Annotated in this window: 26 protein-coding genes and 2 pseudogenes; 8 read left to right on the top strand and 20 right to left on the bottom strand. The window is 73.9% G+C overall.

Annotated features, from left to right (window positions below; genetic code table 11):
* From ABD52_RS22760 to ligA, 5 genes are all read right to left on the bottom strand, one after another.
* The coding region (locus tag ABD52_RS22760; RefSeq protein WP_235437534.1) for an Ig domain-containing protein at positions 1–883 on the bottom strand (883 nt) is incomplete at its 3' end.
* 254 nt (positions 884–1,137) lie between these two features.
* Entirely contained in the window at positions 1,138–2,613 is a 1,476-nt protein-coding gene (gatA, locus tag ABD52_RS22765; RefSeq protein WP_030270135.1) for an Asp-tRNA(Asn)/Glu-tRNA(Gln) amidotransferase subunit GatA, read from the bottom strand.
* On the bottom strand, positions 2,610–2,915 hold the full coding sequence (gene gatC, locus ABD52_RS22770) for an Asp-tRNA(Asn)/Glu-tRNA(Gln) amidotransferase subunit GatC (protein ID WP_013284468.1): 306 nt from the start codon (positions 2,913–2,915) through the stop codon (positions 2,610–2,612). The genes gatA and gatC overlap by 4 nt, the downstream gene beginning before the upstream one ends.
* A 105-nt stretch (positions 2,916–3,020) precedes the next feature.
* Positions 3,021–5,564, bottom strand: coding sequence for a bifunctional diguanylate cyclase/phosphodiesterase (locus ABD52_RS22775; RefSeq protein ID WP_047893158.1), 2,544 nt, complete (start codon positions 5,562–5,564; stop codon positions 3,021–3,023).
* 151 nt (positions 5,565–5,715) lie between these two features.
* Positions 5,716–7,851, bottom strand: coding sequence for an NAD-dependent DNA ligase LigA (ligA, locus tag ABD52_RS22780; RefSeq protein ID WP_041784461.1), 2,136 nt, complete (start codon positions 7,849–7,851; stop codon positions 5,716–5,718).
* A 200-nt stretch (positions 7,852–8,051) separates the two neighbouring features.
* Here ligA and ABD52_RS22785 point away from each other — a divergent pair, with 200 nt between their 5' ends.
* Positions 8,052–8,666, top strand: a complete 615-nt coding sequence (locus tag ABD52_RS22785) for a type II toxin-antitoxin system PemK/MazF family toxin (RefSeq protein ID WP_030270140.1) — start codon at positions 8,052–8,054, stop codon at positions 8,664–8,666.
* Between the two features lie 38 nt (positions 8,667–8,704).
* Here the strand turns inward: ABD52_RS22785 and ABD52_RS22790 are convergent, their stop codons facing one another.
* The 7 genes from ABD52_RS22790 to ABD52_RS22820 all read right to left on the bottom strand — a co-directional run bounded on the left by ABD52_RS22790 (position 8,705) and on the right by ABD52_RS22820 (position 15,122).
* Positions 8,705–9,769, bottom strand: coding sequence for an ADP-ribosylglycohydrolase family protein (locus tag ABD52_RS22790; RefSeq protein ID WP_200905226.1), 1,065 nt, complete (start codon positions 9,767–9,769; stop codon positions 8,705–8,707).
* A gap of 29 nt (positions 9,770–9,798) precedes the next feature.
* Positions 9,799–10,167, bottom strand: coding sequence for a VOC family protein (locus ABD52_RS22795; protein ID WP_030270144.1), 369 nt, complete (start codon positions 10,165–10,167; stop codon positions 9,799–9,801).
* Positions 10,168–10,204: 37 nt separating this feature from the next.
* Positions 10,205–11,209, bottom strand: a complete 1,005-nt coding sequence (locus ABD52_RS22800; RefSeq protein ID WP_047893160.1) for a methionine synthase — start codon at positions 11,207–11,209, stop codon at positions 10,205–10,207.
* A gap of 30 nt (positions 11,210–11,239) precedes the next feature.
* A complete protein-coding gene (gene mnmA / locus ABD52_RS22805) occupies positions 11,240–12,316 on the bottom strand; it encodes a tRNA 2-thiouridine(34) synthase MnmA (protein WP_013284461.1) in 1,077 nt (358 codons plus the stop codon).
* A gap of 37 nt (positions 12,317–12,353) precedes the next feature.
* A complete protein-coding gene (locus ABD52_RS22810) occupies positions 12,354–13,529 on the bottom strand; it encodes a cysteine desulfurase family protein (protein WP_047893161.1) in 1,176 nt (391 codons plus the stop codon).
* A 97-nt stretch (positions 13,530–13,626) separates the two neighbouring features.
* On the bottom strand, positions 13,627–14,292 hold the full coding sequence (locus ABD52_RS22815; protein WP_047893162.1) for a class F sortase: 666 nt from the start codon (positions 14,290–14,292) through the stop codon (positions 13,627–13,629).
* Positions 14,289–15,122: a DUF4397 domain-containing protein gene (locus ABD52_RS22820; protein ID WP_047893163.1), complete on the bottom strand. Its 834-nt coding sequence runs from the start codon at positions 15,120–15,122 to the stop codon at positions 14,289–14,291. Before ABD52_RS22820 ends, ABD52_RS22815 begins: the two co-directional genes overlap by 4 nt.
* A 240-nt stretch (positions 15,123–15,362) precedes the next feature.
* Between ABD52_RS22820 and ABD52_RS22825 the strand changes: the two are divergent.
* Both ABD52_RS22825 and ABD52_RS22830 read left to right on the top strand, forming a co-directional pair.
* Positions 15,363–15,969, top strand: a pseudogene (locus ABD52_RS22825) (RNA polymerase sigma factor).
* Positions 15,923–16,696, top strand: coding sequence for an anti-sigma factor (locus ABD52_RS22830; RefSeq protein WP_047893164.1), 774 nt, complete (start codon positions 15,923–15,925; stop codon positions 16,694–16,696). Before ABD52_RS22825 ends, ABD52_RS22830 begins: the two are co-directional and overlap by 47 nt.
* Positions 16,697–16,793: 97 nt before the next feature.
* On the opposite strand, the gene ABD52_RS22835 is transcribed toward ABD52_RS22830, so the two are convergent.
* From ABD52_RS22835 to ABD52_RS22850, 4 genes are all read right to left on the bottom strand, one after another.
* Positions 16,794–17,753, bottom strand: a complete 960-nt coding sequence (locus ABD52_RS22835; RefSeq protein WP_047893165.1) for an electron transfer flavoprotein subunit alpha/FixB family protein — start codon at positions 17,751–17,753, stop codon at positions 16,794–16,796.
* Positions 17,754–17,765: 12 nt separating this feature from the next.
* Positions 17,766–18,545 carry an electron transfer flavoprotein subunit beta/FixA family protein gene (locus tag ABD52_RS22840; RefSeq protein ID WP_047893166.1) on the bottom strand — a complete coding sequence of 260 codons (780 nt, stop codon included), beginning with the start codon at positions 18,543–18,545 and terminating at the stop codon, positions 17,766–17,768.
* A 178-nt stretch (positions 18,546–18,723) separates the two neighbouring features.
* Entirely contained in the window at positions 18,724–19,128 is a 405-nt protein-coding gene (locus tag ABD52_RS22845; RefSeq protein ID WP_047893167.1) for a hypothetical protein, read from the bottom strand.
* Positions 19,129–19,130: 2 nt separating this feature from the next.
* Entirely contained in the window at positions 19,131–19,928 is a 798-nt protein-coding gene (locus ABD52_RS22850; RefSeq protein ID WP_047893168.1) for a GNAT family N-acetyltransferase, read from the bottom strand.
* 41 nt (positions 19,929–19,969) lie between these two features.
* Between ABD52_RS22850 and ABD52_RS22855 the strand changes: the two genes are divergently transcribed.
* From ABD52_RS22855 to ABD52_RS22865, 3 genes are read left to right on the top strand one after another with little or no spacing between them, the layout of a single operon-like run.
* The gene (locus ABD52_RS22855) at positions 19,970–20,356 is read left to right on the top strand and encodes a YidH family protein (RefSeq protein ID WP_047893169.1); all 387 of its coding nucleotides are present in this window, start codon (positions 19,970–19,972) and stop codon (positions 20,354–20,356) included.
* Positions 20,353–20,652, top strand: coding sequence for a DUF202 domain-containing protein (locus ABD52_RS22860; protein ID WP_013284450.1), 300 nt, complete (start codon positions 20,353–20,355; stop codon positions 20,650–20,652). The genes ABD52_RS22855 and ABD52_RS22860 overlap by 4 nt, the downstream gene beginning before the upstream one ends.
* Positions 20,653–20,678: 26 nt before the next feature.
* Positions 20,679–21,077 carry a PLD nuclease N-terminal domain-containing protein gene (locus tag ABD52_RS22865; RefSeq protein ID WP_013284449.1) on the top strand — a complete coding sequence of 133 codons (399 nt, stop codon included), beginning with the start codon at positions 20,679–20,681 and terminating at the stop codon, positions 21,075–21,077.
* Positions 21,078–21,132: 55 nt separating this feature from the next.
* Here ABD52_RS22865 and ABD52_RS22870 read toward each other — a convergent pair whose 3' ends face one another.
* Positions 21,133–22,755 carry an acetolactate synthase gene (locus ABD52_RS22870; RefSeq protein ID WP_047893170.1) on the bottom strand — a complete coding sequence of 541 codons (1,623 nt, stop codon included), beginning with the start codon at positions 22,753–22,755 and terminating at the stop codon, positions 21,133–21,135.
* A 70-nt stretch (positions 22,756–22,825) separates the two neighbouring features.
* Positions 22,826–23,599 (bottom strand): enoyl-CoA hydratase/isomerase family protein, encoded by a 774-nt coding sequence (locus ABD52_RS22875; protein WP_047893171.1) that lies wholly within the window; start codon positions 23,597–23,599, stop codon positions 22,826–22,828.
* Positions 23,600–23,730: 131 nt separating this feature from the next.
* Between ABD52_RS22875 and ABD52_RS22880 the strand changes: the two genes are divergently transcribed.
* Positions 23,731–24,279 carry a DUF6232 family protein gene (locus ABD52_RS22880; RefSeq protein WP_047893172.1) on the top strand — a complete coding sequence of 183 codons (549 nt, stop codon included), beginning with the start codon at positions 23,731–23,733 and terminating at the stop codon, positions 24,277–24,279.
* On the opposite strand, the gene ABD52_RS22885 is transcribed toward ABD52_RS22880, so the two are convergent.
* The gene (locus ABD52_RS22885) at positions 24,225–24,653 is read right to left on the bottom strand and encodes a nuclear transport factor 2 family protein (protein WP_047893173.1); all 429 of its coding nucleotides are present in this window, start codon (positions 24,651–24,653) and stop codon (positions 24,225–24,227) included. The two genes, ABD52_RS22880 and ABD52_RS22885, sit on opposite strands and share 55 nt — an antisense overlap.
* Before the next feature lie 59 nt (positions 24,654–24,712).
* On the opposite strand from ABD52_RS22885, the gene ABD52_RS22890 reads away from it, so the two are divergent.
* Positions 24,713–25,195, top strand: a complete 483-nt coding sequence (locus ABD52_RS22890; RefSeq protein ID WP_013284444.1) for a DUF6232 family protein — start codon at positions 24,713–24,715, stop codon at positions 25,193–25,195.
* A 9-nt stretch (positions 25,196–25,204) separates the two neighbouring features.
* On the opposite strand, the pseudogene ABD52_RS22895 reads toward ABD52_RS22890, so the two are convergent.
* Positions 25,205–25,813, bottom strand: a pseudogene (locus ABD52_RS22895) (dienelactone hydrolase); the annotation flags it as partial.

The following is a 25,813-nucleotide window of genomic DNA, read 5'->3' on the forward strand; positions in this document are numbered from 1 at the left end:
CCGTGGGGGTGGCCGGGGCCGGGGCGGCGACGGTCAGGGACACCTCAGTCGTGGCGCTGGTGCTGTATCCCTTCGCCGAGACGGTGAAGGTGAACGTGCCGGCGCTGCCCGGGGTGCCGCGGAGCCGGCCCTCCTCGTCGAGGGTGAGACCGCCCGGCAGTGCCCCGGCGGCCAGGGCGAACGCGATGTCCGAGTCACCGTCGGCGGTGAACCGGAACGAGTAGGGCTTACCGGCAGTGGCGGCGGGCGGTTCGCCGGAGGTGAACACCGTCGCCGCCTCGGCGACGACGACTGTGGCGTCCTGCTCGTCGAAGCGGTCGTTCTTGTCGGTCATCCGCAACGTGAACGTGTACGTGCCGGGGGTGCTCGGCGCGCCACCGAGGGACGTCCCGACCACGAGCATCCCCGGCGGCAGACCGCCCGACGTCACCGACAACCGGTACGGCTCGGTGCCACCTGCGGCCTCCACGGTGTGGATCGCGTACACCCGCCCGAGGTACATGGGCGACCGCGGCTTGCCGGACGTGATGACGACAGTCGGCTCGCGTACCTCGATGGTCGCCGTCTGCTCGTCGAAGAGATCGTTCTGGTCGGTCATCCGCAACGTGAACGTGTACGTGCCGGGCGTCGTCGGCGCACCACCGAGCGACGTCCCCACCACGAGCATCCCCGGCGGCAGACCGCCCGACGTCACCGACAACCGGTACGGCTCGGTGCCACCTGTGGCCTCCACGGTGTGGATCGCGTAGACCTGCCCGATGACCATGACCGGCCGGGGCTTGCCCGAGGTGATGGTGACGGTCTCCGTGACGGCGGTGGCCGGTTGCGCAGTGGCGGGCTGCGCGGCGCCCAGCAGCAACGCCGCGACCATCGTCAGGGCCATGACCGGGCGAAGTGTCCCCATCGCACATCCAGCTCTCGGTCGGAACCGCTCGCGTCCGCCAGCGGGCCACAGTCCAGTCGATCCAGCAGACCCGGAGTTTATTCGACCAGTGCCAGTGACCCCGGGCAATCCACTGATCGGTGATCACCGTGTCGCCGCGACGACAGCCGCGCCCGGCGCGGTCGTGGTGACCGCACCGGGCGCGGGACGTCGTCCGGTACGGAGGCGGGCGGCCCGCCTCCGTACCCCTTGGTTCAGAGCGCCGGCGGGGTGAGCGTGCCGACGGCGTTCTCCAGCGCGGCGGCGACCCGGTACATCCGGTCGTCGGCCATGGTCGGCGCCATGATCTGGAAGCCGACCGGGAGCCCGTCGGACAGGCCGCACGGCACCGAGATGGCCGGGCCGCCGTACAGGTTCGTCGGGATGGTGAACAGGTCGGCCAGGTACATCTGGTACGGGTCGGCGGTACGCGACCCGATCGGGAACGCCACGAACGGCGTGGTCGGCGAGATCAGCGCGTCGACCTGCTCGAACGCACTGGTGAAGTCCCGCGTGATGAGCGTGCGAACCTTCTGCGCCTGGCCGTAGTAGGCGTCGTAGTAGCCCGAGGAGAGGGCGTACGTGCCGAGCATGATGCGGCGCTTGACCTCGGGGCCGAAGCCGGCCTCGCGGGTCAGCGACATGACCTCCTCCAGCGACCGGTTGCCGTCGTCGCCGACCCGCAGGCCGAACCGGACGCCGTCGAACCGGGCCAGGTTGGAGGAGCACTCGCTCGGCGCGATCAGGTAGTACGCCGGCAGCGCGTACTTGAAGTTCGGGCACGAGACCTCGACGATCTCGGCGCCCAGCTTCGCCAGCGCCTCGGCGGCGTCGCGGAACGCGGCCATCACGCCGGGCTCCGCGCCCTCACCGGTGAACTCGGTGACCACGCCGAGCTTCACGCCGGTCAGGTCGCCGGTGGCGCCACGCCGCGCCGCGGCCACCACGTCCGGCACCGGGGCCGGGATCGAGGTGGAGTCGCGCGGGTCGTGACCGCCGATCACCTGGTGCAGCAACGCGGCGTCGAGCACGGTACGCGCGCACGGGCCGGGCGTGTCCAGCGACGAGGAGAACGCGACCAGGCCGTAGCGGGAGGTGCCGCCGTAGGTGGGCTTCGCGCCGACGGTGCCGGTGACCGCGCCGGGCTGGCGGATCGAGCCGCCGGTGTCCGAGCCGATCGACAGCGGCGCCTCGTACGCGGCCAGCGCCGCCGCGCTGCCACCGCCGGAGCCGCCCGGGATCCGCTCCAGGTCCCACGGGTTGCGGGTCGGCCCGTACGCGGAGTACTCGGTGGAGGAGCCCATCGCGAACTCGTCCATGTTCGTCTTGCCGAGCATCACCGTGCCGGCGTCGCGCAGCCGCTCGACGATCGTCGAGTCGTACGGCGGGCGCCAGCCCTCCAGGATCTTCGACCCGACCGTGGTCGGCACGCCCTTGGTGGTCAGCACGTCCTTCACCGCGACCGGCACACCGGCGAGCGGGCCCAGTTCCTCACCGGCGGCGCGGCGCTCGTCCACGGCACGCGCGGCCGCCAGCGCCCCCTCGGTGTCGACGTGCAGGAACGCGTGCACCCGGTCGTCGACGGCGCCGATCCGGTCCAGGTGGGCCTGGGTGACCTCGACCGCGGAGGTCTCGCCGCTCGCCACCAGCCCGGCGATCTCAACGGCGGTGAGCTTGGTCAGGTCGGTCATGAGGCCACATCCTCGTCCAGGATCCGCGGGACGCGGAACCGCTGCTCCTCGGCGTCGGGGGCGCCCGACAGCGCCTCCTGCGGGGTCAGGCCCGGCCGCACCACGTCCTCACGGAGCACGTTCGTCAGCGGCACGGAGTGGGACGTCGGCGGGATGTCCGCCGCGGCGACCTCGCCGACCTGCGCGACCGACTGGAGGATCACATCCAGCTGGCCGGCGAAGGTGTCCAGTTCCTCCTCCGTGACGGCGAGCCGCGACAGTCGCGCGAGGTGCGCGACCTCCTCGCGGGAGATGGCGGCCATCAGTGCCCCCTTCGTGGCTGTCCTGAGACGTCTGCGGTGGGCCGGCCGCGCGTACGGGCGTGCTCGATGACGCGCGGTGACCGGAGCGAGTCTATTGTCCCGCCGTCACGACGACGCCTTCGACTCCCCCTCCGGGGCCGGACCGCTGCGGCTCCCCGCCTCCGCCGGGCGCACCGGACGGTAGCGGGACAGCCAGGCCACCAGGTCCTCCGCCGGCATCGGCCGGGCGTGGAACCAGCCCTGCGCCACGTCGCACCCGGCGGCGTGCAGCATCCGCCAGGTGCGCTCGTCCTCCACGCCCTCGGCCACCACACGCAGCCCGAGCGCCCCGGCCAGTTCGATCATCGAGCGGACGATCGCCGCGTCGTCCGGGTCCTCGGCCATCCCGAGGACGAACGACCGGTCCACCTTCACCTCGGACAGCGGGAGCCGCCGCAGGTGTTGCAGCGACGAGTAACCGGTGCCGAAGTCGTCGAGCGCGATGCCGACGCCGATGCGGTGCAACTGGGTGATGCTGGCGAGCACCCGCCGCGGGTCGGCCATCAGCGCGCCCTCGGTGATCTCCACCTGGAGGCGTTCCGGCGGCACGCCGTACCGGGCCAGCCGGTCGGCGATCTGGTCGGCGATCTCGCCGGTGTGCAGGTCACGGACGCTGACGTTGAGCGCGGCCCGCAGCGTGAGCCCGGCCGCCGACCACTTCGCGAGCTGCTCCACCACGTCGTCCACCACGCGGCGGGTGAGCAGCCGCATCACCGCGCTCTGCTCGGCGACCTGGATCAGCTCACCCGGGTCGACCATGCCCCGGCGCGGGTGCCGCCAGCGCAGCAGCGCCTCGACGCCCACCACCTCGCCTGTCGCGATGGCGATCTGCGGCTGGTAGTACATGGTGATCTCGCCCGGGTGCCCGGCCTGCTCGTCCGGCCCGGCCACCGTGCTCCCGTCGGCGGTCGGCCCGATGACGCCCGGCGCACCGGTGCTCACTGCGGCCTCCGCGTCCTGGGTGACGTCAGCGTCGGCGTCGGCGGTCTCGGGCTCCGGCGCGAACTCCGCATCGCCGACCACGAGCGGACCCGCGACCGGTCCGGCGCCGGCCCGGGCGGCCCGGCGGCGGATCGGGTCGGCGCCGGTGAGGATCCGCTCGATCAGGTCGTCGTCGTGCCGCTCCTCGACGCGCTCGCGGCGCCGTCGCAGCCAGCGGTTCGGCCCGTCGCCGGACCGCCGGCCGCCGTCGCGCGCCGGCCGCTGGTTGCGGGCCGGGCGGTCGGCCCGCACCGGCAGCGCCGGGGTCAGGGCCGCGCCGTCACCCCCGCGTACGCCCACAGTCTCCCCGCCCTGCGCGGACGGGCCGGACTCCAGCACCCGGCGCAGGTCGGCCAGCAGGCTCAGGCGCTCGGCCGAGTTGTGGTCGGACTCCGGCGCGTAGACCGCCACCGTGTCGTTGCGGTGCTTCGCGTCGTACATGGCCACGTCGGCGTGGCGCATCAGGGTGGCGAAGTCCTCGCCGTGGTCGGGGTAGAGCGCGATGCCGATGGCGCCGCCCACGTCCAGCGGCAGCCCGTCCAGCGGCACCGGTTCGGCGAGCGCGGCGACCACCCGGTCGGCCCGCTCGCGAGCCTGGTCGATGTCGGTGAGCCGGGGTACGACGATGGCGAACTCGTCGCCGCCGAGCCGCGCCACCATGTCACCGGCGCCCACAGCGCCCGTCAGCCGGGCGCTCACCTCGACCAGCAGGCGGTCCCCCACCGCGTGCCCGAGCGCGTCGTTGACGTGCTTGAACCGGTCGAGGTCGAGCAGCAGCAGCGCCAGGTGCGCGTCCGGCGCGCCCCGGGCGGCCCGGTCGCCGTGCAGGTGCACCTGCTCGGCCACCTCGGTGAGCAGCGCCTTGCGGTTGGGCAGCCCGGTGAGCGGGTCCACGTCGGCGAGCTGTTCCCGTTCGGCGGAGAGCCGGGCCATCCGGTAGACGGCGAACAGCGGCACCAGCACCAGCGGGATCAGCGCCGCGCTGGCCCGGGCGGCGGCCACCAGCACCGGCGCGAGCAGCAGCAGCGAACCGGTGGCGAGCAGCTCGTAGGCCAGGCCGCTACGGACGCTCGGCCACCACCTGTCGCCGAAGCGCAACCGGACCGCGGAGCTGACCAGCCCGTAGTTGACCACGAACCAGGCGACCGTCGCGCCGCCCACGGCCGCCACGTCGGTCCAGTGCAGACGGCCGCCGTCGAACAGCTCACCCGGGCCCAGCCGGGTGACCGCGTACGCGGCGGCGAGCGCGCACGCGTACTGCGCGGCGTTGAAGCCGGTACGCCAGGGGGCGTACCCGAGCCGCCAGCCGCTGACCGCGACCGCCACGGCCTGCACCGCGACGGCCGGACCGAAGCCCCAGCCGAGCAGGATGGCGAAGGTGAAGCAGGTCGACGGGAACACCGCCGAGGTCTGCCGCCGGCCGGGCGGGACGAACGGGCGGGCGTCGCAGGCGACGGCGAGCGCCGCCATTGTCCAGAACGCAGCCGGCAGTTCACTCCATCTGTCGGCGAGCGCGACGAGCGGCCCGGCCGAGACCGCCAGGGCGACCACGCCGATCGCGCCGACGAAGCCGAAGAACGGCCCGCTCCGCCCGGGCGGGACGGAGTTACGCGGGTCGCCGGTCTCCATCGCACCTCCCGGGGAACGTCCTGGCGCGCGCCGTCACGCGTCGTACGCCAATGAAACGCCCTCCGAGGCGATTTCCCCGACACGACAGTCACGAATCGGTCGTAGTCGTAATTAACTTGGTATCCGCCGGACGATCGCTGTGACCAGCCTGTCAGTCCTCCACCCGGGCCACCTCGCGGGCCGCCTCCGGGCCGGAGTCCAGCAGCACCCGGAAACCGTCCTCGTCGAGGATCGGCAGTTTCAGGGTGGCGGCCTTGTCGGCCTTGGATCCGGGATTGTCGCCGACCACCACGAAGCCCGTCTTCTTGGAGACCGAGCCGGTCACCTTTCCGCCCCGGACCTGGATCGCCTCGGCCGCCTGGTCGCGGCTGAACCCGCCGAGCGTGCCGGTGACCACCACCGTGATCCCGTCGAGCGGTCGCGGCCCCTCGTCGGCGGCCTCCTCGGCCATCCGTACGCCCGCCTCGGCCCACTTGCGCACCACGTCGCGGTGCCAGTCGACGGCGAACCACTCCTTCACGCTCGCCGCGATGGTCGGGCCGACGCCGTCCACCGAGGACAGCTCCTCCTCACCGGCGGCCTCGATCGCGGCGACCGAGCGGAAGTGCCGGGCGAGCGCCTGGGCGGCGGTCGGGCCGACGTGCCGGATGGACAGCGCCACCAGCACCCGCCACAGGTCGCGTTCCTTGGCCTCGGCGAGGTTGTCGAGCAGCTTGGTGGCGTTGCTGCCCAGGCTGCCGTCCTTGTTGACGAAGAACGGCGACCGGCTCAACTGCTCGGCGTCGAGCTGGAACAGGTCGCCCTCGTTGGTGATGATCTGGGCGTCCAGCAGCGCCGCCGCGCCCTTCTCACCGAGCACCTCGATGTCGAGCACCTTGCGGCTGGCCAGGTAGAAGACCCGCTCGCGGATCTGACCGGGGCAGGCCCGCCCGTTGGGGCAGCGGATGTCGACGTCGCTCTCCTTGGCCGGCGCGAGCGGCGTGCCGCAGGCCGGGCAGGTGGTAGGCATGACGAACGGGCGGGCGTCGGCCGGGCGCAGCTCGACCACCGGGCCGAGCACCTCGGGGATCACGTCGCCGGCCTTTCGCAGCACCACCGTGTCGCCGATGAGCACACCCTTGCGCTCGACCTCGCGGGCGTTGTGCAGGGTGGCGTAGGCGACGGTGGAGCCGGCCACCCGCACCGGCTGGAGCACGGCGCGCGGGGTGACCCGGCCGGTGCGCCCGACCTCCACCTCGATGTCGAGCAGCTTGGTGTTGACCTCCTCCGGCGGGTATTTGAAGGCGATCGCCCAGCGGGGCGCGCGGCTGGTCGAGCCGAGGCGGCCCTGGATGGAGACCGGGTCGACCTTGACCACCACGCCGTCGATCTCGTGCTCGACGTCGTGCCGGTGCCTGCCGTAGTAGGCGATGTATTCCGCGACGCCGGCCAGGTCGTCCACCACCCGCCACCGGTCGCTGGTGGGCAGCCCCCACGCCTTGAGCGCGGCGTACGACTCGGACTGCGCGGCCGGCCGGAACCCGGTGCGCGCGCCGACGCCGTGCACCACCAGGCGCAGCGGGCGGGAGGCGGTCACCCGGGGGTCCTTCTGCCGCAGGCTTCCGGCGGCGGCGTTGCGCGGGTTGGCGAACGGCGCCTTGCCCTGCTCGACCAGGCTCGCGTTCAGGTCGGCGAACGCGGCCACCGGGAAGTAGATCTCGCCGCGCACCTCGATCAGGTCGGGCACGTCGGGGAAGTCGCCGGCCGGGGTCAGCCGGGCCGGCACGCCCTTGATGCTGCGCACGTTGGCGGTGACGTCCTCGCCGGTGCGGCCGTCGCCCCGGGTGGCCGCGCGCACCAGCCGGCCCTTCTCGTAGGTGAGGTTGATGGCGAGCCCGTCGACCTTCAGCTCGCACAGGTAGGGCACCGGGCCGCCGGCGTCGCGCTCGACCCGCTCCGACCAGGCGGCCAGTTCCTCGTCGGCGAAGGCGTTGTCGAGCGAGAGCATCCGCTCGGCGTGCGTGACCGGCGTGAAGTCGGTGGAGAAGGTGCCGCCGACCCGCTGGGTGGGCGAGTCGGGGGTGCGCAACGCCGGGTATTCGGCCTCCAGCGCCTCCAGCTCCCGCAGCTGCTTGTCGAACTCCGCGTCGGTGACCGTCGGCGCGTCGAGCACGTAGTAGCGGTACTGGTGCTCGGTCAGCTCCTGGCTGAGCGTGGCGTGCCGCTCCCGGGCCGCCGGGGTCGGCTCGGCACCCGCCGCCGCGTCCTGGGCCGCGTCGACCGCTGGGGGAACCGCTTCTTCGGACACGCCGCCGCCTTCGGACACCGCTGTCGACCTCCCGTGTTCGTGCTACCCGAGAACCGTAGCGGTCGGCTGTGACAGTCGTCCGGCCACCCGCGCCGAGCAGGGCGAACGGACGCCCACCGCGCCACCCGGGCGGGTGGGGCCGGGCCGTGCGACGATCGGTCGGCGGTAGTGGGCCACAACGGTCGGAAGGCGGACGACGGATGCGCGACGGGGTGATCTGGGCGCTGGTGATCGCGGCCTGCGTCGCAGCCGGCTGGCTGTGGAACGACTGGCGCCGCCGGGCGGCCGAACGCGCCGGGACGCGCGACCGGGCCGACGGGAAGCGCGACCGGGCCGACGGACGGCGGCCGGGCACCGGGCGTGGCAGCCGCACCGGCGGACCGGACGGCGAGCGGACCGGCGGTGGACGCCGCGGTGACCGGGCCGGCACCGGGCCACGGGGTGGCCGCACCGCGACGCCGCCGAGGCCGCGGGGCGCCGGACGGACGAGCCGGGACGAGCCCCGGCCCGGGGAGATCTGGTGGGCCGACGTGCCCTACGCCGACGGGACCGGTTCGAAGGTGCGTCCCTGTCTGGTGCTGCGCGTCGACGGCCGGGACGCCGAGGTCCTGAAGATCACCAGCCAGGACAAGTCGGACCGGGACGACCACCTGCCGATCCCGACCCGGGACTGGGATCCGGACGCCGACCACGACAGCTACCTCGACGTCAGCGAGCCGATCCCGGTGCCGCTGGACGCGTTCGCCGACCGGGCCGGCACCTGCGACCCGGACCTGTGGCGGGGCGTCCGCCGGCTGAGCCACCTCACCGGCTGAGCGAGCCGCCTCGCCCCGGCCTCACCCGGAAGGCGGGGTCACGCCGCCGGTCCCCGGCCGTCACGGGGTGAGCCGGCGCCGGACGCCTCCCCGTCGAACGCGTCGGCGAGCGCGGTGAGCTGGCCGGCGTACTCGATCCGCCCCGCCCACCCGGCGGGCCAGGCGGCCGTGCCGTACGCGGCCCCGACGAACGCGCCGGCCAGCGCGGCGATGGAGTCCGAGTCACCGGCCGTGGTGGCGCCCCGGGCCAGCGCGCCGACCGGGTCGTCGCCGTGGCGCAGCGCGCAGAGCAGCGCGGTGGCCAGCGCCTCCTCGGCGACCCACCCCTCGCCGGTGAACCGGCACGGGTCGCCGCCGTCGTCCGGGCGGGCCAGCGCCGCCTCCAGCCGGCCGAGCACGCGCAGGCAGTCGTCCCAGCCCCGGGCGACGAACTCGGCCGCGCTGCTCTCGCCGGGCCGCTGCCACAGGTCACCGAGCCAGTCGTCCCGGTAGACGGTGCGCTGCTCCCGGGCCCGCTCGGTGAGCAGGCCGGGCAGCTCCGGCAGCGCCTCGCCGTCGCGCAGCAGCCGGACCGCGTACGCGGTCAGCTCGCTCGCCGCCAGCCCGGTCGGGTGGCCGTGGGTCAGGCCGGCCTGGAGCTGGGCCAGCCCGGCCATCGTGTCCAGGTCGACGTCGAGCAGCCCGACCGGGGTGACGCGCATGTTCGCGCCGCAGCCCTTCGAACCGGCGACTGTGGCCTCCTGCCAGCGGGAGCCCCGGGCCAGCTCGGCGCAGGCCCGCAGGCAGGTCATGCCCGGGGCGCGGTTGTTCTCCGGGCTCACCGACCAGTCGACGAAGCGCTGCCGCAGCAGCGGCTCCACCACCTCGGCCGTGTACGCGGGCGCGTCGTGCAGCGCCCACGCCACTGCGAGCGCCATCTGCGTGTCGTCGGTGACCAGGGCCGGGTCGCCGGTCAGCTCGCGCGGACCGCCCGGACCGTAGCGCCGGACGATCTCGGTGACGGTGAGGAACTCGGTCGGCTTGCCCAGGGCGTCGCCGTAGGCCAGGCCGAACAGCGAACCGGCGGCGCGGCCGGTGGCGGTGGAGGCGGTCACGGTGGCGATCATGCCCCCGCCGCGCAAGTGGCGGAAGATCAGTCCCAGCAGAGGCAGAACGGGTGGCCGACCGGGTCGGCGTAGACCCGGAAGCCCTCCCCCTCACCGGGGAGCCGCCGTGCGCCGAGCGCCAGCACCGCCTTCTCGGCCGCCTCGATGTCGTCGACGCTCACGTCGAGGTGGAACTGCTGCGGCCGGGCCGGGTCGGGCCAGTCGGGGGTGCGCAGGCCCGGTGCCCGCTGCAAGGCCACCCGCGGCTGGTGCCCGGGTGGGCCGCCGAGCACCACCCACTCGTCGCCGTCGGAGTTCTCCTCCACCACGGGCAGGCCGAGCAGCTCGGAGTAGAAGGCGGCGAGCGCGCGCGGATCGGGGCAGTCGATCACTGTGGAACGCAGTCGTCCAATCATGCCGGTCATCGTGCCCGGCGGGTACGACGGAAAAACGTCAGTCCTCGGCGAGCCGCCGGCCCGCGTCGCGGCAGGCGGTGAGCACCGCGCGGGCGTACCCCGGGGTGGCGCCGGCCAGGCCGCACGCGGGGGTGACCACCACCTGCTCGGCCAGCCGGCGGCGGGGGAAGCCGAGCTGGTCCCAGACCCGCCGGACCCGGTCGGCGACCTCGGCCGACGTCGGCGCCCGGCCGGACGGCGGCGGCAGCGTCGGCGCGGCGCCGGCCAGCAGCCCGAGCCCGGCGTCGATCGCCTCGCCGAGCGGGTCGAGGTCGGTGACGAGCGACAGGTCGAGCGCGACGCCCACCGCACCGGCGGACCGGATCAGCTCCAGCGGCGCGTCCGGCGCGCAGCAGTGCACGAGCGCCGGAACACCGGCCGCCTCGATCACGTCGTGCAGCAGCGCCCGCGCCACCTCGGTCTCCACCGGACGGTGGGTGCCGAATCCGCTCTCGGTGGGCACCCGGCCGGCCAGCACCGCCGGCAGGGACGGCTCGTCGAGCTGGAGCAGCACCGAGGCACGGGGCAGCCGCCGGGTCACCGCCTCGACGTGCCCGCGCAGCCCTTCGCCGAGCGAGCCGGCGAGGTCGCGTACCGCGCCCGGGTCGCGCAGCATCCGGCCGCCGATCGGCAGCTCCAGCACGGCGGCGAGGGTGAACGGGCCGGCGGCCTGGACCTTGACCGGTCCGGCGTACTCCTCGGCCTGCTCGGCGAGCTGGTCGAGGTCGCGTTCCATCAGGTCGCGGGCACGGCGCAGGTCCCGGCCGGGGCGCGGGGCGATCCGCCAGCGGGCCGCGTACAGCTCGACCGGCAGTTCGACGAGCAGGCCGGCGGTGCGGCCGACGATGTCCGCGCCCGGCCCCCGGGCGGGCAGCTCGGGCAGGTGCGGCAGTGCGGGCAGCTCGCCGAGCACGATCCGCTGCGCCTCGGCGATGTCGGTGCCGGGCAGCGACCCGATGCCGGTCGCCGCGCCGGTGGGCCAGGGCCACGCCTGCTCAGTCACGGCCGCAGCCTATCCGCTGCCCGTCGCCGGTCAGGCGGCGGTGATGGTGGCGGAGCCGAGGACCACGTCACCGGCCGGGTCCGGCCGGTAGGCCACTATCGCCTGGCCGGCTGCCACACCCCGGACCGGGCGGCGCAGCGACGCGCGCAGGCCGTCGGCGTCGACCTCGACGGCGGCCGGCACCACGTCGCCGTGCGCCCGGAGCTGCACCTCGCACTCGACCGGCCCGTCCGGGCGCGGCCCGCCGGTCCACACCGGGCGGGTGGCGCGTACGTCGGAGACCTCCAGCGCCTCGGCCGGGCCGACCGTCACCGTGTTCGTGGTCGGGGTGATGGACAGCACGTAGCGGGGCCGGCCGTCCGGCGCCGGGCGGTCCAGGTGCAGGCCGCGCCGCTGTCCGACGGTGTACTGGTAGGCGCCGCTGTGGCTGCCCACCACCGCGCCGGTGAGCGCGTCCACCACCTGGCCCGGCGCCTCGCCGAGCCGCTCGGCGAGGAAGCCGCGGGTGTCGCCGTCGGCGATGAAGCAGATGTCGTGCGAGTCCGGCTTGTCGGCCACGGCGAGGCCGCGCCGGGCGGCCTCCGCGCGCACCTCGGCCTTCGTCGAGTCGCCGAGCGGGAAGATCGACCGGTCGAGCTGCGCGCGGGTCAGCACCGCCAGCACGTACGACTGGTCCTTGGCCGCGTCCACGCTGCGCCGCAGCAGGCCGTCCGCGCCGAGCCGGGCGTGGTGGCCGGTCACCACCGCGTCGAAGCCCAGGGCCACGGCCCGGTCCAGCACCGCCGCGAACTTGATCTTCTCGTTGCAACGCAGGCAGGGATTCGGGGTACGCCCAGCGGCGTACTCGGCCACGAAGTCGTCCACCACGTCGTCGTGGAACCGGTCGGCCATGTCCCACACGTAGAACGGGATGCCGAGCACGTCGGCGGCGCGCCGGGCGTCCCGGGAGTCCTCCAGCGTGCAGCAGCCCCGGGCGCCGGTGCGGTACGTCTGCGGGTTACGGGCCAGGGCCAGGTGCACGCCCGTCACGTCGTGCCCGGCCTCCACCGCCCGTGCCGCCGCGACGGCGGAGTCCACCCCGCCCGACATCGCCGCCAGAACCCTCACCGGCCCACTCCCCTCGTCCTCACCGAGGGTATCCGGGTCAGCGGGGAGTACGGAGGGCGGCCGCGCGGCGGGCCCGCTCCACCGCTGCGGGCAGCGCGGCGATCAGCGCGTCCACGTCCGCGCCGGTGCTCGTGTGCCCGAGCGTGAAGCGCAGCGAGGACCGGGCCCGGTCGTCGTCGGCGCCCATCGCCAGCAGCACGTGCGAGGGCTGGGCCACCCCGGCCGAGCAGGCCGACCCGGTCGAGCAGGCGATGCCCTGGGCGTCCAGGAGCAGCAGCAGCGCGTCCCCCTCGCAGCCGGGGAAGGAGAAGTGCGCGTTGCCGGGGAGCCGGTCGGCCGGATCGCCGTTGAAGATCACCTCGGGGACGGCCTGCCGGACCCGCTCGACCAGCTCGTCGCGGAGCGCGGCGACGCGGGCGGCGTACTCCTGCTGGCCCTTGACCGCGCTCTCGACGGCGACCGCGAACGCGACGATGCCCGCCGTGTCGAGCGTCCCGGAGCGCACGTCGCGCTCCTGGCCGCCGCCGTGCAGCAGCGGGGTGGCCGCCACGTCGCGGGCCAGCAGCAGCGCGCCCACACCGGCCGGGCCGCCGAGCTTGTGCCCGGTCACGGTGAGCGCCGACACGCCGCTGGCGGCGAAGTCGACGGGGACCTGCCCGACCGCCTGGATGGCGTCGGTGTGGAACGGCACCCCGTGTTCGGCGGCGACGGCGGCCAGCTCGGCCACCGGCTGGACGGTGCCCACCTCGTTGTTCGCCCACATGGCGGTGACCACCGCGACACGCTCGCCGTGCTCGGCCAGCTCGGCGCGCAGTCGCTCCGGATCGAGCCGCCCGGCCGCGTCGACCGGCAGCCAGCCGGCCTGCGCGTCCTCGTGCTCGACCAGCCAGTCCACCGCGTCGAGGACGGCGTGGTGCTCGACCGCGCTGGAGACCACCCGGACCCGGTCGGCCCGGGCGGCGCGACGAGCCCAGAAGACGCCCTTCACGGCGAGGTTGTCGCTCTCCGTGCCGCCGCCCGTGAAGATCACCTCGGAGGGGCGGGCGCCGAGCGCGGCGGCCACCCGCTCGCGGGACTCCTCCACCCGCCGCCGGGCCCGGCGACCCGCCGCGTGCAGCGACGAGGCGTTGCCGACCTCGCGGGCGACAGCGACGTACGCCTCGAGTGCCTCGTCCAGCATCGGGGTCGTCGCCGCGTGATCAAGGTATGCCATCACGGTTCAGCCTAACGGCCTGCGTACCCGGCACCGGGGGCCGGACCGCCCCGTCCCACCCGGGGCGGTCCGGCCCGCTCATGCGGGAACGCCACGATCACGCGGGAACGGCCGTGATCACGATGTTGTCCCGGTAGCTGCGGGTCTTCGCGTCGAACGGCCCGCCGCAGGTGATCAGCGTGAGGCGGGGCTTGCCGTCGCGCGCGAAGTACCGCTCCAGCGGGATCTTCGACTTCCGGTACTCCTCCCGGGCCACCACCCGGTACGAGCGCTCGCGGCCGTCCGAGCCGGTGGCGGTGAGCTTGTCCCCCCGGCCCAGCTCGCGGAGCCGGAAGAACGCCCCCTTTCCCTGCTCGGCGCTGTCCACGTGCCCGGCGATCACCACCGAGCCGGCGTCGGCCTCCAGGCCCGGTCCGTAGCGGTACCACCCGACCTGGTCCACGCTGGGCGGCACCTCGAACTCGTCGGTGCGCTCGTTCACGCCCACCGGATTCACGGTGGCGGTGACCCGGATCGGCGGGATGCTCAACTTCACCGGCGGCACGATCTCGGTATCGGCGGGCAGCGTGCCCGGGTTCACCGGGACCGGACCGCCGCCGGTCGACGCCGGGGGCGACGTGGGCGTCGCACTGGCCAGGGCCGCCACCTCGTCGCCGCCGACGTCCCCGGCGGGCTCGGAGCCGCACGCCACCACTGTCGCCAGGGTGAGCGCGGCGGCGCCGGCGGCCATCGCCGCCAGCGCCCCGCGATTGCGCACCGTCACCGGCGACCGGCCCGGGCGGTTGCCGCCACCCGCGCCCCGCCGCCGACCAGGAGCAGCACGCCGGCCCCGGCCAGCACGTACCACCAGGTGTCCACGCCGGTGCCGGCCTGACCGCCGGTGCCGCTGGGCACGCCGCCCGGCGCCGAGTGCAGGCCGTTGATGGTCTGGGCCACCACGCTCAGGTTCTTCGCCTCGGCCGAGCCGATCGCGTAGACGATGGTGGCGGTGCCCTCCTTCAGGTTGAGGTCGGCCGGGCCGATGGCGACGGTGTCGGTGCCGGCGAGCACCACGTCCGCCTTCACCGAGCCGGCGGCCACGTCCGCCTTGGCCTCCTTCGGGTTGGTCAGGCCCTCGAAGACCGGCTTACCGCCGGTCCGCACGTCGACCGCCGGCGCGGCGGCGGTGTGCCGGACGATCAGCCGGGCCTTGCCGGCGCCCACCTTGGACACGTCGTTGACGAACGGGGTGATCTGCGGCTCGCCGGCGGCGCTCAGGTGGGCGGCGAGGCTGATGTTCGCCCCGCCCGGCACCTCGGCGTCGTCCACCTTCAGGATCGCCTTGTCGATCGCCTCGCCCGGCTTGGTCAGGGCGATGTCGTACTCCCCCTCGGGCAGGGTGAGCGGGCCGGCGACGTCGCCGGGCTTGAAGTTGTTCAGCGTCTTCTCGCCGTTGACGTACACGTCGACCGGGGTGTCCGGGATGCCGTGGACCACGGAGACCTTCGACGAGGCGGCGTAGGCCGGGCTCATGGTGGCGGCGCCGACGCCGGCGAAGGTGAGGGCGGCCACCGCGCCGCCCGCGGCGACCCGACGGAACATCGCGTACTGCATTGTCTGCCTCCTGGTGGTTGATGCTGATTCGTCAGGCCTGGCTTGCAGAACGGGTTACGCCGGCTCCGTCGCCCCCGGATGCGCCCGGATCCGATTTCTTTTTCCCGTCTCGGGGCGCATCCGGTGGACCCTGCGGCGACGAAGGAGAGGTGACGAGGGTTGTGACGGACACACCGGGAGAGTGGGGCGGGGGCTGTGGGAGTTACAGTCGGGCATGCCCCACGGAAGGCGAGCCGCCCGGTGACGGCGGCCAGGCAGGGCCCCGAACCGCCAGGCGAGGACGACCTCGCCACCCGGTTTCCGCGACGGCGACGAGGCGGCCCTGCGAGAGGCGTACGACAGGTACGGGCGAGCGGTGCTGCACCTGGCCACCACGACGCTCGTGAACCGCAGCGACGCCGAGGACGTGACCCAGGCGACGTTCGTCGCCGCCTGGCTCGGCCGGGAGACGTTCGACCCGGCGAAAGGCTCACTGGTCGGCTGGCTGCTCGGGATCGGGCGGCGCAAGGTGGTCGACCGGATCCGGGCCGCGGCCCGCGAAACCCGGGTGGTCGAGACGGTGAAGCAACTGCCGGAGCCGGTCTCCACCGGCCCCGACCCGGACACCGTGGTCGACCGGCTGGTGGTCGCCGACGAGCTGGCCCGGCTCCCCGACGAACAACGCCGGATGCTCGAGCTGGCGTTCTACGACGACCTGACACACCAGCAGATCGCGGCGGTGACCGGAGTGCCGCTCGGCACCGTCAAGAGTCACATCAGACGCGGCATGCAGAGCCTGAAACGCAGATGGGAGGTGGACGGTGCAGCACCTGGACCACGACCGGCTGGTCTTTCTGGCGCTCGGTGAGAGCGAGGCGGCTGACGGCGAGGCCACCCATCTGGACACCTGCGACCACTGCCGGGGCGAGATGGAGACGCTCCAGCACGTCGCCGGGCTCGGCGCCGGCACCCAGGGCCTGGCCGAGCTGCCCGACCCGCCGGAGCACATCTGGCAGGGCATCGTGGCCGAGATCCGGGCCGCCGAGGAGCTGCCGGCGCTGACCGAGCGTCGCCTGCCGCGCCCCGCCGACCCGGTGGAGCCGGCCGCCGTACCCGTCGTGGCACGTCGTCCGCGGCGGAGCCGGCGCTGGCCGGGGTGGGCGACCACTGCGGTCACCGCCACCGCCGCCGCGGTGATCGGCGTGGCCGGCACGGCCGCGGTGCTCGGCGGTGGCGGCGGCGAGCCGACCGATCCGCAGCCGCCCGTGGTGGCCAGCGCGCCGCTCGCCGCGTTCGGTACGACGCCGAAGGACGCCTCCGGCGACGCCCGGGTGCTCGGCGACCACCGGTTGCATCTGCACGTGGCGAATCTCCCGAGCGTTCCGGGGTACTACGAGGTCTGGCTGATCGATCCGAACACGATGGAGATGTTCTCCGTGGGTACGCTGAGCAACGGCTCGGGGGATGCGCTCCTGCCGATCCCCCCGAACGTCGACCTGCGTACCTACACCGTGGTCGACGTCAGCGCGGAGCAGTACGACAACAAGCCCGGCCACTCCGGCGACAGCCTGCTGAGGGGCACCCTGACGGGCTGATCGGCGGGCCGGCTCAGCTCCCCGGCCCGCCGATCAGCTCCCCACGAGGAAAGGCCGCCGCCCGGTGCACCGGGCGGCGGCCTTTTTCACGCGACGCTCACTTGCGCTTGCGGATCTCCTCGGCGGCCTGCGGGACGACCTTGAACAGGTCGCCGACCACGCCGTAGTCGGCCAGCTCGAAGATCGGCGCCTCGGCGTCCTTGTTCACCGCGACGATGGTCTTCGAGGTCTGCATGCCGGCCCGGTGCTGGATCGCGCCGGAGATGCCCAGCGCGACGTAGAGCTGCGGGGAGACCGTCTTGCCGGTCTGACCGACCTGGAACTGGTGCGGGTAGTAGCCGGAGTCGACGGCCGCGCGGGACGCGCCGACCGCGCCGCCGAGCAGGTCGGCCATCTCCTCGACCAGCTTGAAGTTGTCGGCGTTGCCGACACCGCGACCGCCGGAGACGACGACCGACGCCTCGGTCAGCTCGGGGCGGGAGCCCTTCTGCTCGGCGACCCGCTCGACGACCTTGGCGAGCTTGTCCGCGTCGGTGACCGACACGGTGAGCTGCTCGACGGCCGGGGTGGCCGCGGCCGGGGCCGGGTTGAGCGAGTTCGGCCGGACGGTGACCAGCGGCAGGCCCTTGGTGACCTTGGACTTGACGATGGTGGAGCCGGCGAACGCGACCTGGGTCGCGGTGCCGTCGGCGGCCAGGCCGACCACGTCGGTCAGGATGCCGTTGTCCAGCTTGACCGCGAGGCGGGCGGCGATCTCCTTGCCCTCCTGCGACGAGGCGAGCAGCACGGCGGCGGGCTGGACCCGCTTGACCAGCTCGGCGACCACCGTGGCCTTCGGGGCGACCAGGTAGCCGTCGATCTCCTCACCCTCGGCGGCGTAGATCTTCTCCGCGCCGTACTCGCCCAGCTTGGCGCTCAGCGCCTCGGCGGCACCCGCGCCACCGAGGACGACGGCGCTCGGGGTGCCCAGCTCGCGGGCGAGGGTGAGCATCTCGAGGGTGACCTTCTTGACGCCGAACTCCCGGGTGGCTTCGACGACGACGAGAACCTCAGACATGTCCCAGACCTCTCACACGAACTTCTCGGTGGCGAGGAACTCGACCAGCTTCACGCCGCCCTCGCCCTCGTCGGTGATCTTCTCGCCGCCGGAGCGCGGCGGGCGCTTGGAGTGCTCGACCACGGCGCTGGTGGCGCCGTCGAAGCCCACCTCGGCCGGGGCCACGCCCAGGTCGCCCAGGGAGAGCGTCTGCACCGGCTTCTTCTTGGCGGCCATGATGCCCTTGAAGGACGGGTAGCGCGGCTCGTTGATGGTGTCCCAGACGGAGACCACGGCCGGGGTCGAGGCGGTGACCACCTCGTAGCCCTCCTCGGTCTGCCGCTCGACGGTCAGGTTCGCGCCGTCGACGGTGAGCTTGCGGGCACCGGTCAGGGCGGCCACGCCCAGCCGCTCGGCGATCATGTGCGGCATGACCTGGACCCGGCCGTCGGTCGACTCGGCGCCGCAGATGACCAGGTCGGCGCCCAGCTGACCGAGGGCGGCGGCGAGCACCTTCGAGGTGGCCACGGCGCAGGAGCCGTGCAGGGCGTCGTCGACGACGTGGACGGCCTTGTCCGGGCCCATGGAGAGCGCCTTGCGGATCGACTCGGTCGCCCGGTCCGGACCCATGGTCAGGATGGTGACCTCGCCGCCGTGCGCCTCCTTGATCTTCAACGCCTCCTCGATGGCGTACTCGTCCATCTCGTTGATGACGTTGTTCGCCGAACCGCGGTCGACGGTGTTGTCGTCAGAACGCAGGTTGCGGTCCGCGCCCGAATCGGGCACCTGCTTGACGAGTACGACGATGTTCATCGCGCTTCGACGACCCTCCTGTTTGGTGTAGCGATCACTCGCCCGGTCACGGGCGCAGCCTCCCGCGCGACGCAACGTGGGTCAACCGCGGGCAGCTGTGCACTTCCCCACGAGCGCAATGTTACCCGCAAGTAGCATGGCCACCCCGGCGGGCCGGAGTGACGCAACTCACCAACCGTCACGCCGCCTCGGTCAGCGCCTGCCGGATCTTCTCGATCGCCGCCGCCTCGGCCGGCTCGATCCCCCGGTGCGCCTGCGCCACCCGCTCCGCCGCGGCCAGCACCACCGACCGGTACGTATCGACGTCGCCCGGCGACTTGGCGCGCAGGATCTCCACCGACCGGCCCAGCGCGGGCAGCACCACCGATTCGATCTCCATGACCGAGTCCCGGGGGAGCTGCGGCAGCGGCCCGGTGGTCAGTGCCTCCTTGACCACGCCCCCCACCTCGGCGAGCGCGCCGGAGGCGGCGAAGCTCTCCCGCACCATGGCCAGCACCCCCGGTACGGCGTTGGAGACCAGGAACACGGCACCGAACGCGCCGGTCTTCAGGGTGAGCCGCTCGTCCGCCGTCAACCGTTCCATGATCACGGAGTGTAGACGTAGGGCGTGGAGGTGGTGACCGCAACGAGCCCGAGCCGCTCCAGGATGGGCCGGCTGTCCGGCGAGCAGTCCACCTGGAGCAGCGTCTTGCCGCGCTGCTGCGCCAGCCGCGCCCGGTGCGCCACGAGCGCCCGGTAGATGCCCTTCTTTCGCCATTGCGGCAGCGTCGACCCGCCCCAGAGGCTGGCGAAGCCGGTGCCGCGCTGGTAGCGGATCCAGCCCGCGCTGACCACCGTCTCCCCCGCCTCGGCCACCACCACCGTGATCGACTGCGGGTCCGCCTCGATCTCCCGGAGCAGGCCGATCACCAGGTGGCTGCGGTCGTCGTGCCAGACCTCCTCCTCCATCGCCGCGATCCGCTCCAGGTCGGCCCGGCCGGTGACCTCGCGCAGGCGTACCCCCTCGGGGAGCACCGGAACGGCGGCGGCGAGCGGCGCGACCGGGCCGACCACGACGGTCTCCTGGTCCTCCGGGACGAACCCGGCGGCGCGCAGCCGGTCGCCCAGGTCGGCCGGCTCGTCGTGACCGGCGAGCTTCCACTCGACCGACTCACCCCGGGCCCGGAAGACCTCGACCTGCCGGGCGATGAGCGCGTCCAGCTCGCCGCCGGCCAGGCCGTCGAGCGTCCGGTAGGTGAGGAAGCCCCGGTGGTCGAGGCCGAGCACGCGGAACAGCGGGCCGTCACGCTCCACCGTCACCCCGTCCGGCAGCGGGTCCGGCAGCTCCGGTCGGATCTGGCTGTCGTAGGCGTCACGCAGCTCGCGCGCGTCAAGATCGGTCATCCCCCCAGGCTAGGCGCGGGGCAAAGCGGATAATCGGCAGCGTGTGGGAGTCGATCAAGAGCTGGTTCGACCCGCGTGAGCTGCGTTCGGTCGGCACCCCGCCGGACTACCGCTTCTCGCTGGCGAACGAACGGACGTTCCTGGCCTGGCTGCGAACAGGTCTCGCGCTGGTGGCGGGCGGGCTGGCCGCCGCGCAGTTCCTCCCGCCGCTGCGCCTGGCCCACCTGCGCGAGGCGCTCGCGGTCGCGCTGCTGCTGCTCGGCGCCACCGTCTCGATCCGGGCGGTCGACCACTGGGCGCGCACCGAACGCGCCATGCGGCTCAACGAGGAGCTGCCCGCGTCCCGCTTCCCGGCCGTGCTGGCGCTCGTCGTCGCGGTCGGCGCGCTGCTGCTGGTGACCGCCGTGCTGCTGGGCGGCGCGCGGTGACCCGTGACCCCGGCCTGCAACCCGAGCGCACCCGGCTGGCCTGGCGGCGGACGCTGCTCACGCTCACCGCGGTGCTGCTGCTCCAGCTCCGGCCGGCGTTCGGCGGCCGGGCCGCGGACGCGGCGCCGGCCGGGCTCGCGGTGGTGGTCTGGCTCGCCGTGCTCGTGGTGACGTGGCACCGGGCCACCGGCACCGGACCGCGCCGGTTCGACAGATGGTCGGTGCCGCTGACCGCGCTCGGTGCGGCCGGACTTGCGGTGCTCGGCGTGGCGCACGTGCTCGGCGGGGTGCGCTGACGAGCGGCGGTGAGCCATCATGAGTCATGGCCCGCCTCTACGTGCTGCTCTTCCTGGTCCAGATCGTCCTCGCCGTGTGCGCGCTGATCAGCTGCCTCTCCGCCGACGAGGAGAAGGTCAAGGCGCTGCCCCGGATGATCTGGGTGCTGATCATTCTCTTCTTCCCGCTGGTCGGCTCGATCGCCTGGTTCCTGGTGGGCCGCGAGCGCCCGGCCGGGACCGCCGGCGTCACCGGCACGGCCCGTCCCGCCGCCCCGGCCCGCCGCCCGCTCGCACCGGACGACGACCCGGAGTTCCTCGCCTCGCTGGACGAGCGGTCCCGCCGCGAGGACCAGGAACGGCTGCGGCTGTGGGAGGAGGACCTGCGCCGCCGCGAGGAGGAACTGCGCGGCCGCCCGGACGACAGGGACCGCCCCGAGGTCTGACACGCGCAGCGGGCCGCCCGCCGGTCACCCGGTGGACGGCCCGCACGCGCCGTGGTCAGGCCAGGTTCGACGAACGGGGGTACGCGTCCGCGGGGTCGGTCAGCACGTTCACCAGGTACGGCACGCCCGAGTCGAACGCGCGCACCAGCGCGGGCCCGAGGTCGGCGGCCTTCTCCACCGTCTCGCCCGCGCCGCCGAGCGCCTCGACCACCTTGTCGTAGCGCAGGCCGGGCTGGAGGTCGGCGGCCACGTCGTAGCCGTACATCGCCCGCATCGGGTGCTTCTCCAGCCCCCAGATGCCGTTGTTGCCGACCACGATCACCACCGGCAGCTTCTGCCGGACCAGCGACTCCACGTCCATCAGCGAGAAGCCGGCCGCGCCGTCGCCCATCAGCACGCAGATCTGCCGGTCCGGGTGACTGACCCGGGCGCCCATCGCGTAGCCCATGCCGGTGCCGAGGCACCCGTACGGGCCGGGGTCGAGCCAGGTGCCGGGCTGGGCCGGCTCCAGGTACCTCCCGGCGTACGACACGAAGTCGCCGCCGTCGCCGATGGTGATGGCATCAGGCGCGAGCGCCTTGCGCAGCTCGCCGTAGATCCGGGCCGGGCGGATCGGGTCACTCTCGGCCGCCATCTCCTCCGCGTCGCGGGCCTTCGCCGCGTCCTCGGCGGTCCGCAGCTCGGCGATCCAGTCGGCGTGGTCGGCCCGGTCGCCGGCGTGGTCGGCGAACGCGCCGAGGATCAGCCGCAGGTCACCGGCCGGCGCGGCGGCGGGCTGCACGTGCCCGGCCCGCTGGCTGGGCGCGTCCACGACGTGCACCACCTGGGCGTCGCCGAAGTCGCCGAAGGAGAGCCGGAAGTCCAGCGGGGTGCCGATCACCACGACCACGTCGGCGCCCTTGAGCGCGACCCGGCGGGCCTTGGCGAAGGCGAGCGGGTGCTCCGGCGGCAGCGCACCCCGGCCCATGCCGTTTGTGAACACCGGCACCCGCAGCGACTCGGCGGCGGCGCGCAGCGCCTCGACGGCGTCGCCCGCGTACACGTCGGAGCCGGCGATGATCACCGGCCGGGACGCGCCCGCGATGAGGCGGGCCGCCTTGGCCACCTCGTCCGGGTCCGGCTCGATCGGCGCCGGCGGCGTGACCGTCGGCAGGTCGGTGTCACCGACCGAGAAGACCGCCTCCAGCGGGAAGTCCAGGAACACCGGGCCGCGGTGCGGGGTGAGCGCGGTGGTCAGCGCCGCCGACACCGCGCGCGGGATGTCGTCGGCGCTGAACACCGTCTCGGCGTGCTTGGTCACCGGCGCGACCAGCGGCAGGTGGTCCATCTCCTGGAGGCTGCCCGAGCCCCAGCGGAACTGCGGCGCCCGCCCACCGAGCACCAACACCGGCGAGGCGTTGAAGAACGCGCTGGTCAGGCCGGAGACCCCGTTGGTGACGCCGGGGCCGGCGGTGAGCACGGCCAGGCCGGGGCGGCGCTGGAGCTTGGCGACCGCCTCGGCGGCGAACACGGCGGACTGCTCGTGCCGCACATCGTAGAGGGGGAAACCCGCCTTGTGCGCGGCGTCGTAGAGCGGGAAGACGTGCCCGCCGGAGAGCGTGAACATCTCCCGTACGCCGTGCGCGCGTAGTGCCGCGAGTGCCAGATCGCCCCCGTGGCCCTCGATCCGCTCCGTCATGCCATTCCCCTTCGTCGACCGACCGGGGTCACGCTACTGGCCGGTATCGCGGATGTGAACAGCTCTCGCGTCAGCGACCGGCGAAGCCCGGCTTGCGCTTCTCCACGAACGCGGCCATGCCCTCGCGCCGGTCGTCGGTGGCGAACAGCGCCGCGAAGAGCTGGCTCTCCCAGGCCAGGCCCGAGGTGAGGTCCATGTCCAGACCGCCGTCGACAGCCGCCTTCGCCGCGCGCAGCGCCTGCACCGGCCCGGTCAGGAACGGCTTCACGTACGCCACGGCGGCGTCGTAGACCTCGGCGGCCGGGACCACGCGGTCGGCCAGGCCGATCCGCAGCGCCTCGGCGGCGTCGACCATCCGCCCGGTCATGATCAGATCCTTGGCGCGGGCCGGGCCGACCAGGCGGGCCAGCCGCTGCGTGCCGCCGGCGCCGGGGATGATGCCGAGCTTGATCTCCGGCTGGCCGAGCTTGGCGTCCTCGGCGACGATCCGCCAGTCGCAGGCCAGCGCCAGCTCGCAGCCGCCGCCGAGCGCGTACCCGGTGATCGCGGCGACGACCGGCTTGGGGATGCGGGCGATCGCGCCGAGCGCGCTGGACAGGTCGGCCGCCCGCTCCGCCATGTCCACGTAGGACATGTCGGCCATCTCCTTGATGTCCGCACCGGCCGCGAAGACCTTCTCGCCGCCGTACACGATCACGGCGCGGACCTCGGCGTCGGCGGTGGCCGCCGACGCGGCGGCGCGCAGCTCCTCCTGCACCTGGGTGTTGAGCGCGTTCATCGGCGGCCGCTCCAGCCGGATGGTGCCGATGCCGTCCTTCACTTCCAGCCTGACGAACTCGCCCACGCTGCCCTCACTTCCTCGTCGAAGTCGCGTGCCAACCTTACGACTCGCCTCGTTGGGGTAGACAGTGTGGTGTCGGCGACTCCCCAGGTCGCCGCCGGAGTCGCCGCTGCCCCGCCACCGGGAGTGAGGCCATGATCACCTACTACGACGACCGCTCCGTCCAGGTCACCTCCACCGCGGTACGGGTGGACGGGCGCAGCTACCCGCTGGCCGAACTCACGAACGTGTGGCACCGGCGGGGCGAACGCTCCTGGCGGGTGCTCGCCGGACGCGGCGCGATCGGGGCCGCGCTCGCCGGGCCGCTGGTGGCCGCCGTGCTGGGCATCGCGCTGGCCGTGTGGCTCCAGGGTTCGGCGGTGGTCACCATCGCCGTCGTCGGGACCTCGGTGCTGGTCGGCCTCGCGGTCGGGCCGCTCGCGGACTTCCTCTTCGAACACCTGGACCGCTCGTACGCCCGGGGCAGCCGGGAGATGGAGATGTGGGCCGAGTGGCGGGGCCGCCCGGTGCGGCTGTTGCACACCCGCGACGCGATGCGCTTCGGCCAGGTCTACCGGGCGGTGCAGCGGGCCATGGAGGCCCTGCCGTCCGCCCCGGGGCGCGCCGCGCCCGGCCGTCCCGCTCCGGGTCAGAACGTGATCGGCTCGTCCGGCAGCAGGCCCAGCCCGCGCAACAGGCCGTAGGTGTCCTGCTCGCCCCAGAACTGCACGATCCGGCCGCCGGCCAGGCGGTACATCTTGCAGGCGCTCTGCACGGTGGTCGCACCGGTCGCGTCCCGCCGGTACGTCTGCGCCATCGACACCACCACCCGGTCCCCGGCCGCGAAGATCTCCCGGATGTCCTGGTCGAGCACGGTCAGGCCGGGTGAGGAGACGGCCGCCTCGGGATGGCGCCGGCCGCGGACCGCGGTGCCCGAGCCGTAGATCTCCACGTCCTCGTCGACCACCTCGGCCAGTTCGGCCAGATCCTTCGTGACGAAGGTGCGCAGGTAGCGCTTGACCACCTCGACGTTGCGCGCCTGCTCGTCACCGATCCCGGCCCCGTTCCGGTCCGCCATGCCCGCCAGCCTACCGCCGCGGGACGCGCCGGCATCGACGCACGCGGTTAGGCTGATTCATGGTCCTCTATTACCGGGACGACGCCGTACAGGTCACCTCGGAGGCGATCCACGCGGGCGGGCAGGTCGTCGCGCTCGCCGACGTCACGTACGTCTGGCACGCGCGCGGCACCACCACGCTCGCCGTCCGGGGGCGGGTGCTGGGACGCGGGGTGCTGGTCCTGCTGCTGTCGCTGCCACCCCTGGTCGCGGTGGTCTGCGTGCTCTCGCTGGCCTGGTCCGCGCAGGACCGGGGCGAATGGAAACTGGCCCTGATCATCCTGGCCGCGTTCGTGGTGGCGGGGCTGGCGCTCACCCCGTTCCTGGAGGTGCCGCTCGGGTGGCTGGACCGCTCCTACGAGCGCGGCAACCGGGTGCACGAGCTGTGGGTGCAGCACCACGGCCGGGAGACGATGCTGGTCCGCACGCCCGACGCGCTGCGGTTCGGGCAGATCTACCGGGCCGTGCAACGCGCCGTGGAACAGCAGACCGACAGCCGATAGCGGCGACGGTCAGGCCAGCGGCAGCGTGGTCGCGATCGGCCAGGCGAGCACCACCGCCCCGACCGACGACGCCAGCCACCACGGCGCGGCCCGGCGGCGCAACACCACGGCCCAGGCCGCCTGCCCGGCCACCAGCGCCGCGAACAGCGGCACCACCAGCAGCACGAACCCAGGTGCCAGGCCGAGCACCGCCGCGACGGCGAGCACCAGCACGGCGATCCCGCCGGTGGCCGCGTACCGGATGCCGTGGCCGTCCGCGAGCCGTTCGGCGCCGAGCAGGAAGACCAGGCAGCAGAACGTCACCAGGGGCAGCAGCCACCACCGGGCCCCGACCGGCACGGTCGAGGTGAGGCCGAGGTGCAGCGGCAGCGCGACGGCGAGCGCGGCGTACCCGAGGAGCCCGACAGCGACGGCAGCGGACCGGACGCCACCCTCGGTCACCGGTGGCCGGCGGGGTTGCGCGAGGCGTGCCACGGCGGCCAGCAGCACGCCGGTGAACAGCAGGAACACTGCCACGTACCCGCCCACGGCGAGCGGCAGCCGGGCGGTCGGCAGCAGCGCGGCGAGCGCGGCGCCCAGCCCGGCCGCCGCCACCGTCGCGGCGAGCCACCGCCCACG

The organism is Micromonospora sp. RV43 (genome assembly GCF_001029515.1).
Lineage (GTDB): Bacteria > Actinomycetota > Actinomycetes > Mycobacteriales > Micromonosporaceae > Micromonospora > Micromonospora aurantiaca.

What these genes read in the sequence shown, in the direction of transcription:
- gatA (WP_030270135.1), bottom strand. Translation starts at nt 2,613, where the DNA reads ATGACCGACCTGACCAAGCTCACCGCCGTTGAGATCGCCGGGCTGGTG.
- gatC (WP_013284468.1), bottom strand. Translation starts at nt 2,915, where the DNA reads ATGGCCGCCATCTCCCGCGAGGAGGTCGCGCACCTCGCGCGACTGTCG.
- ABD52_RS22775 (WP_047893158.1), bottom strand. Translation starts at nt 5,564, where the DNA reads ATGGAGACCGGCGACCCGCGTAACTCCGTCCCGCCCGGGCGGAGCGGG.
- ABD52_RS22785 (WP_030270140.1), top strand. Translation starts at nt 8,052, where the DNA reads ATGCGCGACGGGGTGATCTGGGCGCTGGTGATCGCGGCCTGCGTCGCA.
- ABD52_RS22795 (WP_030270144.1), bottom strand. Translation starts at nt 10,167, where the DNA reads ATGATTGGACGACTGCGTTCCACAGTGATCGACTGCCCCGATCCGCGC.
- ABD52_RS22810 (WP_047893161.1), bottom strand. Translation starts at nt 13,529, where the DNA reads ATGGCATACCTTGATCACGCGGCGACGACCCCGATGCTGGACGAGGCA.
- ABD52_RS22820 (WP_047893163.1), bottom strand. Translation starts at nt 15,122, where the DNA reads ATGCAGTACGCGATGTTCCGTCGGGTCGCCGCGGGCGGCGCGGTGGCC.
- ABD52_RS22835 (WP_047893165.1), bottom strand. Translation starts at nt 17,753, where the DNA reads ATGTCTGAGGTTCTCGTCGTCGTCGAAGCCACCCGGGAGTTCGGCGTC.
- ABD52_RS22840 (WP_047893166.1), bottom strand. Translation starts at nt 18,545, where the DNA reads ATGAACATCGTCGTACTCGTCAAGCAGGTGCCCGATTCGGGCGCGGAC.
- ABD52_RS22845 (WP_047893167.1), bottom strand. Translation starts at nt 19,128, where the DNA reads ATGGAACGGTTGACGGCGGACGAGCGGCTCACCCTGAAGACCGGCGCG.
- ABD52_RS22850 (WP_047893168.1), bottom strand. Translation starts at nt 19,928, where the DNA reads ATGACCGATCTTGACGCGCGCGAGCTGCGTGACGCCTACGACAGCCAG.
- ABD52_RS22865 (WP_013284449.1), top strand. Translation starts at nt 20,679, where the DNA reads ATGGCCCGCCTCTACGTGCTGCTCTTCCTGGTCCAGATCGTCCTCGCC.
- ABD52_RS22870 (WP_047893170.1), bottom strand. Translation starts at nt 22,755, where the DNA reads ATGACGGAGCGGATCGAGGGCCACGGGGGCGATCTGGCACTCGCGGCA.
- ABD52_RS22880 (WP_047893172.1), top strand. Translation starts at nt 23,731, where the DNA reads ATGATCACCTACTACGACGACCGCTCCGTCCAGGTCACCTCCACCGCG.
- ABD52_RS22885 (WP_047893173.1), bottom strand. Translation starts at nt 24,653, where the DNA reads ATGGCGGACCGGAACGGGGCCGGGATCGGTGACGAGCAGGCGCGCAAC.
- ABD52_RS22890 (WP_013284444.1), top strand. Translation starts at nt 24,713, where the DNA reads ATGGTCCTCTATTACCGGGACGACGCCGTACAGGTCACCTCGGAGGCG.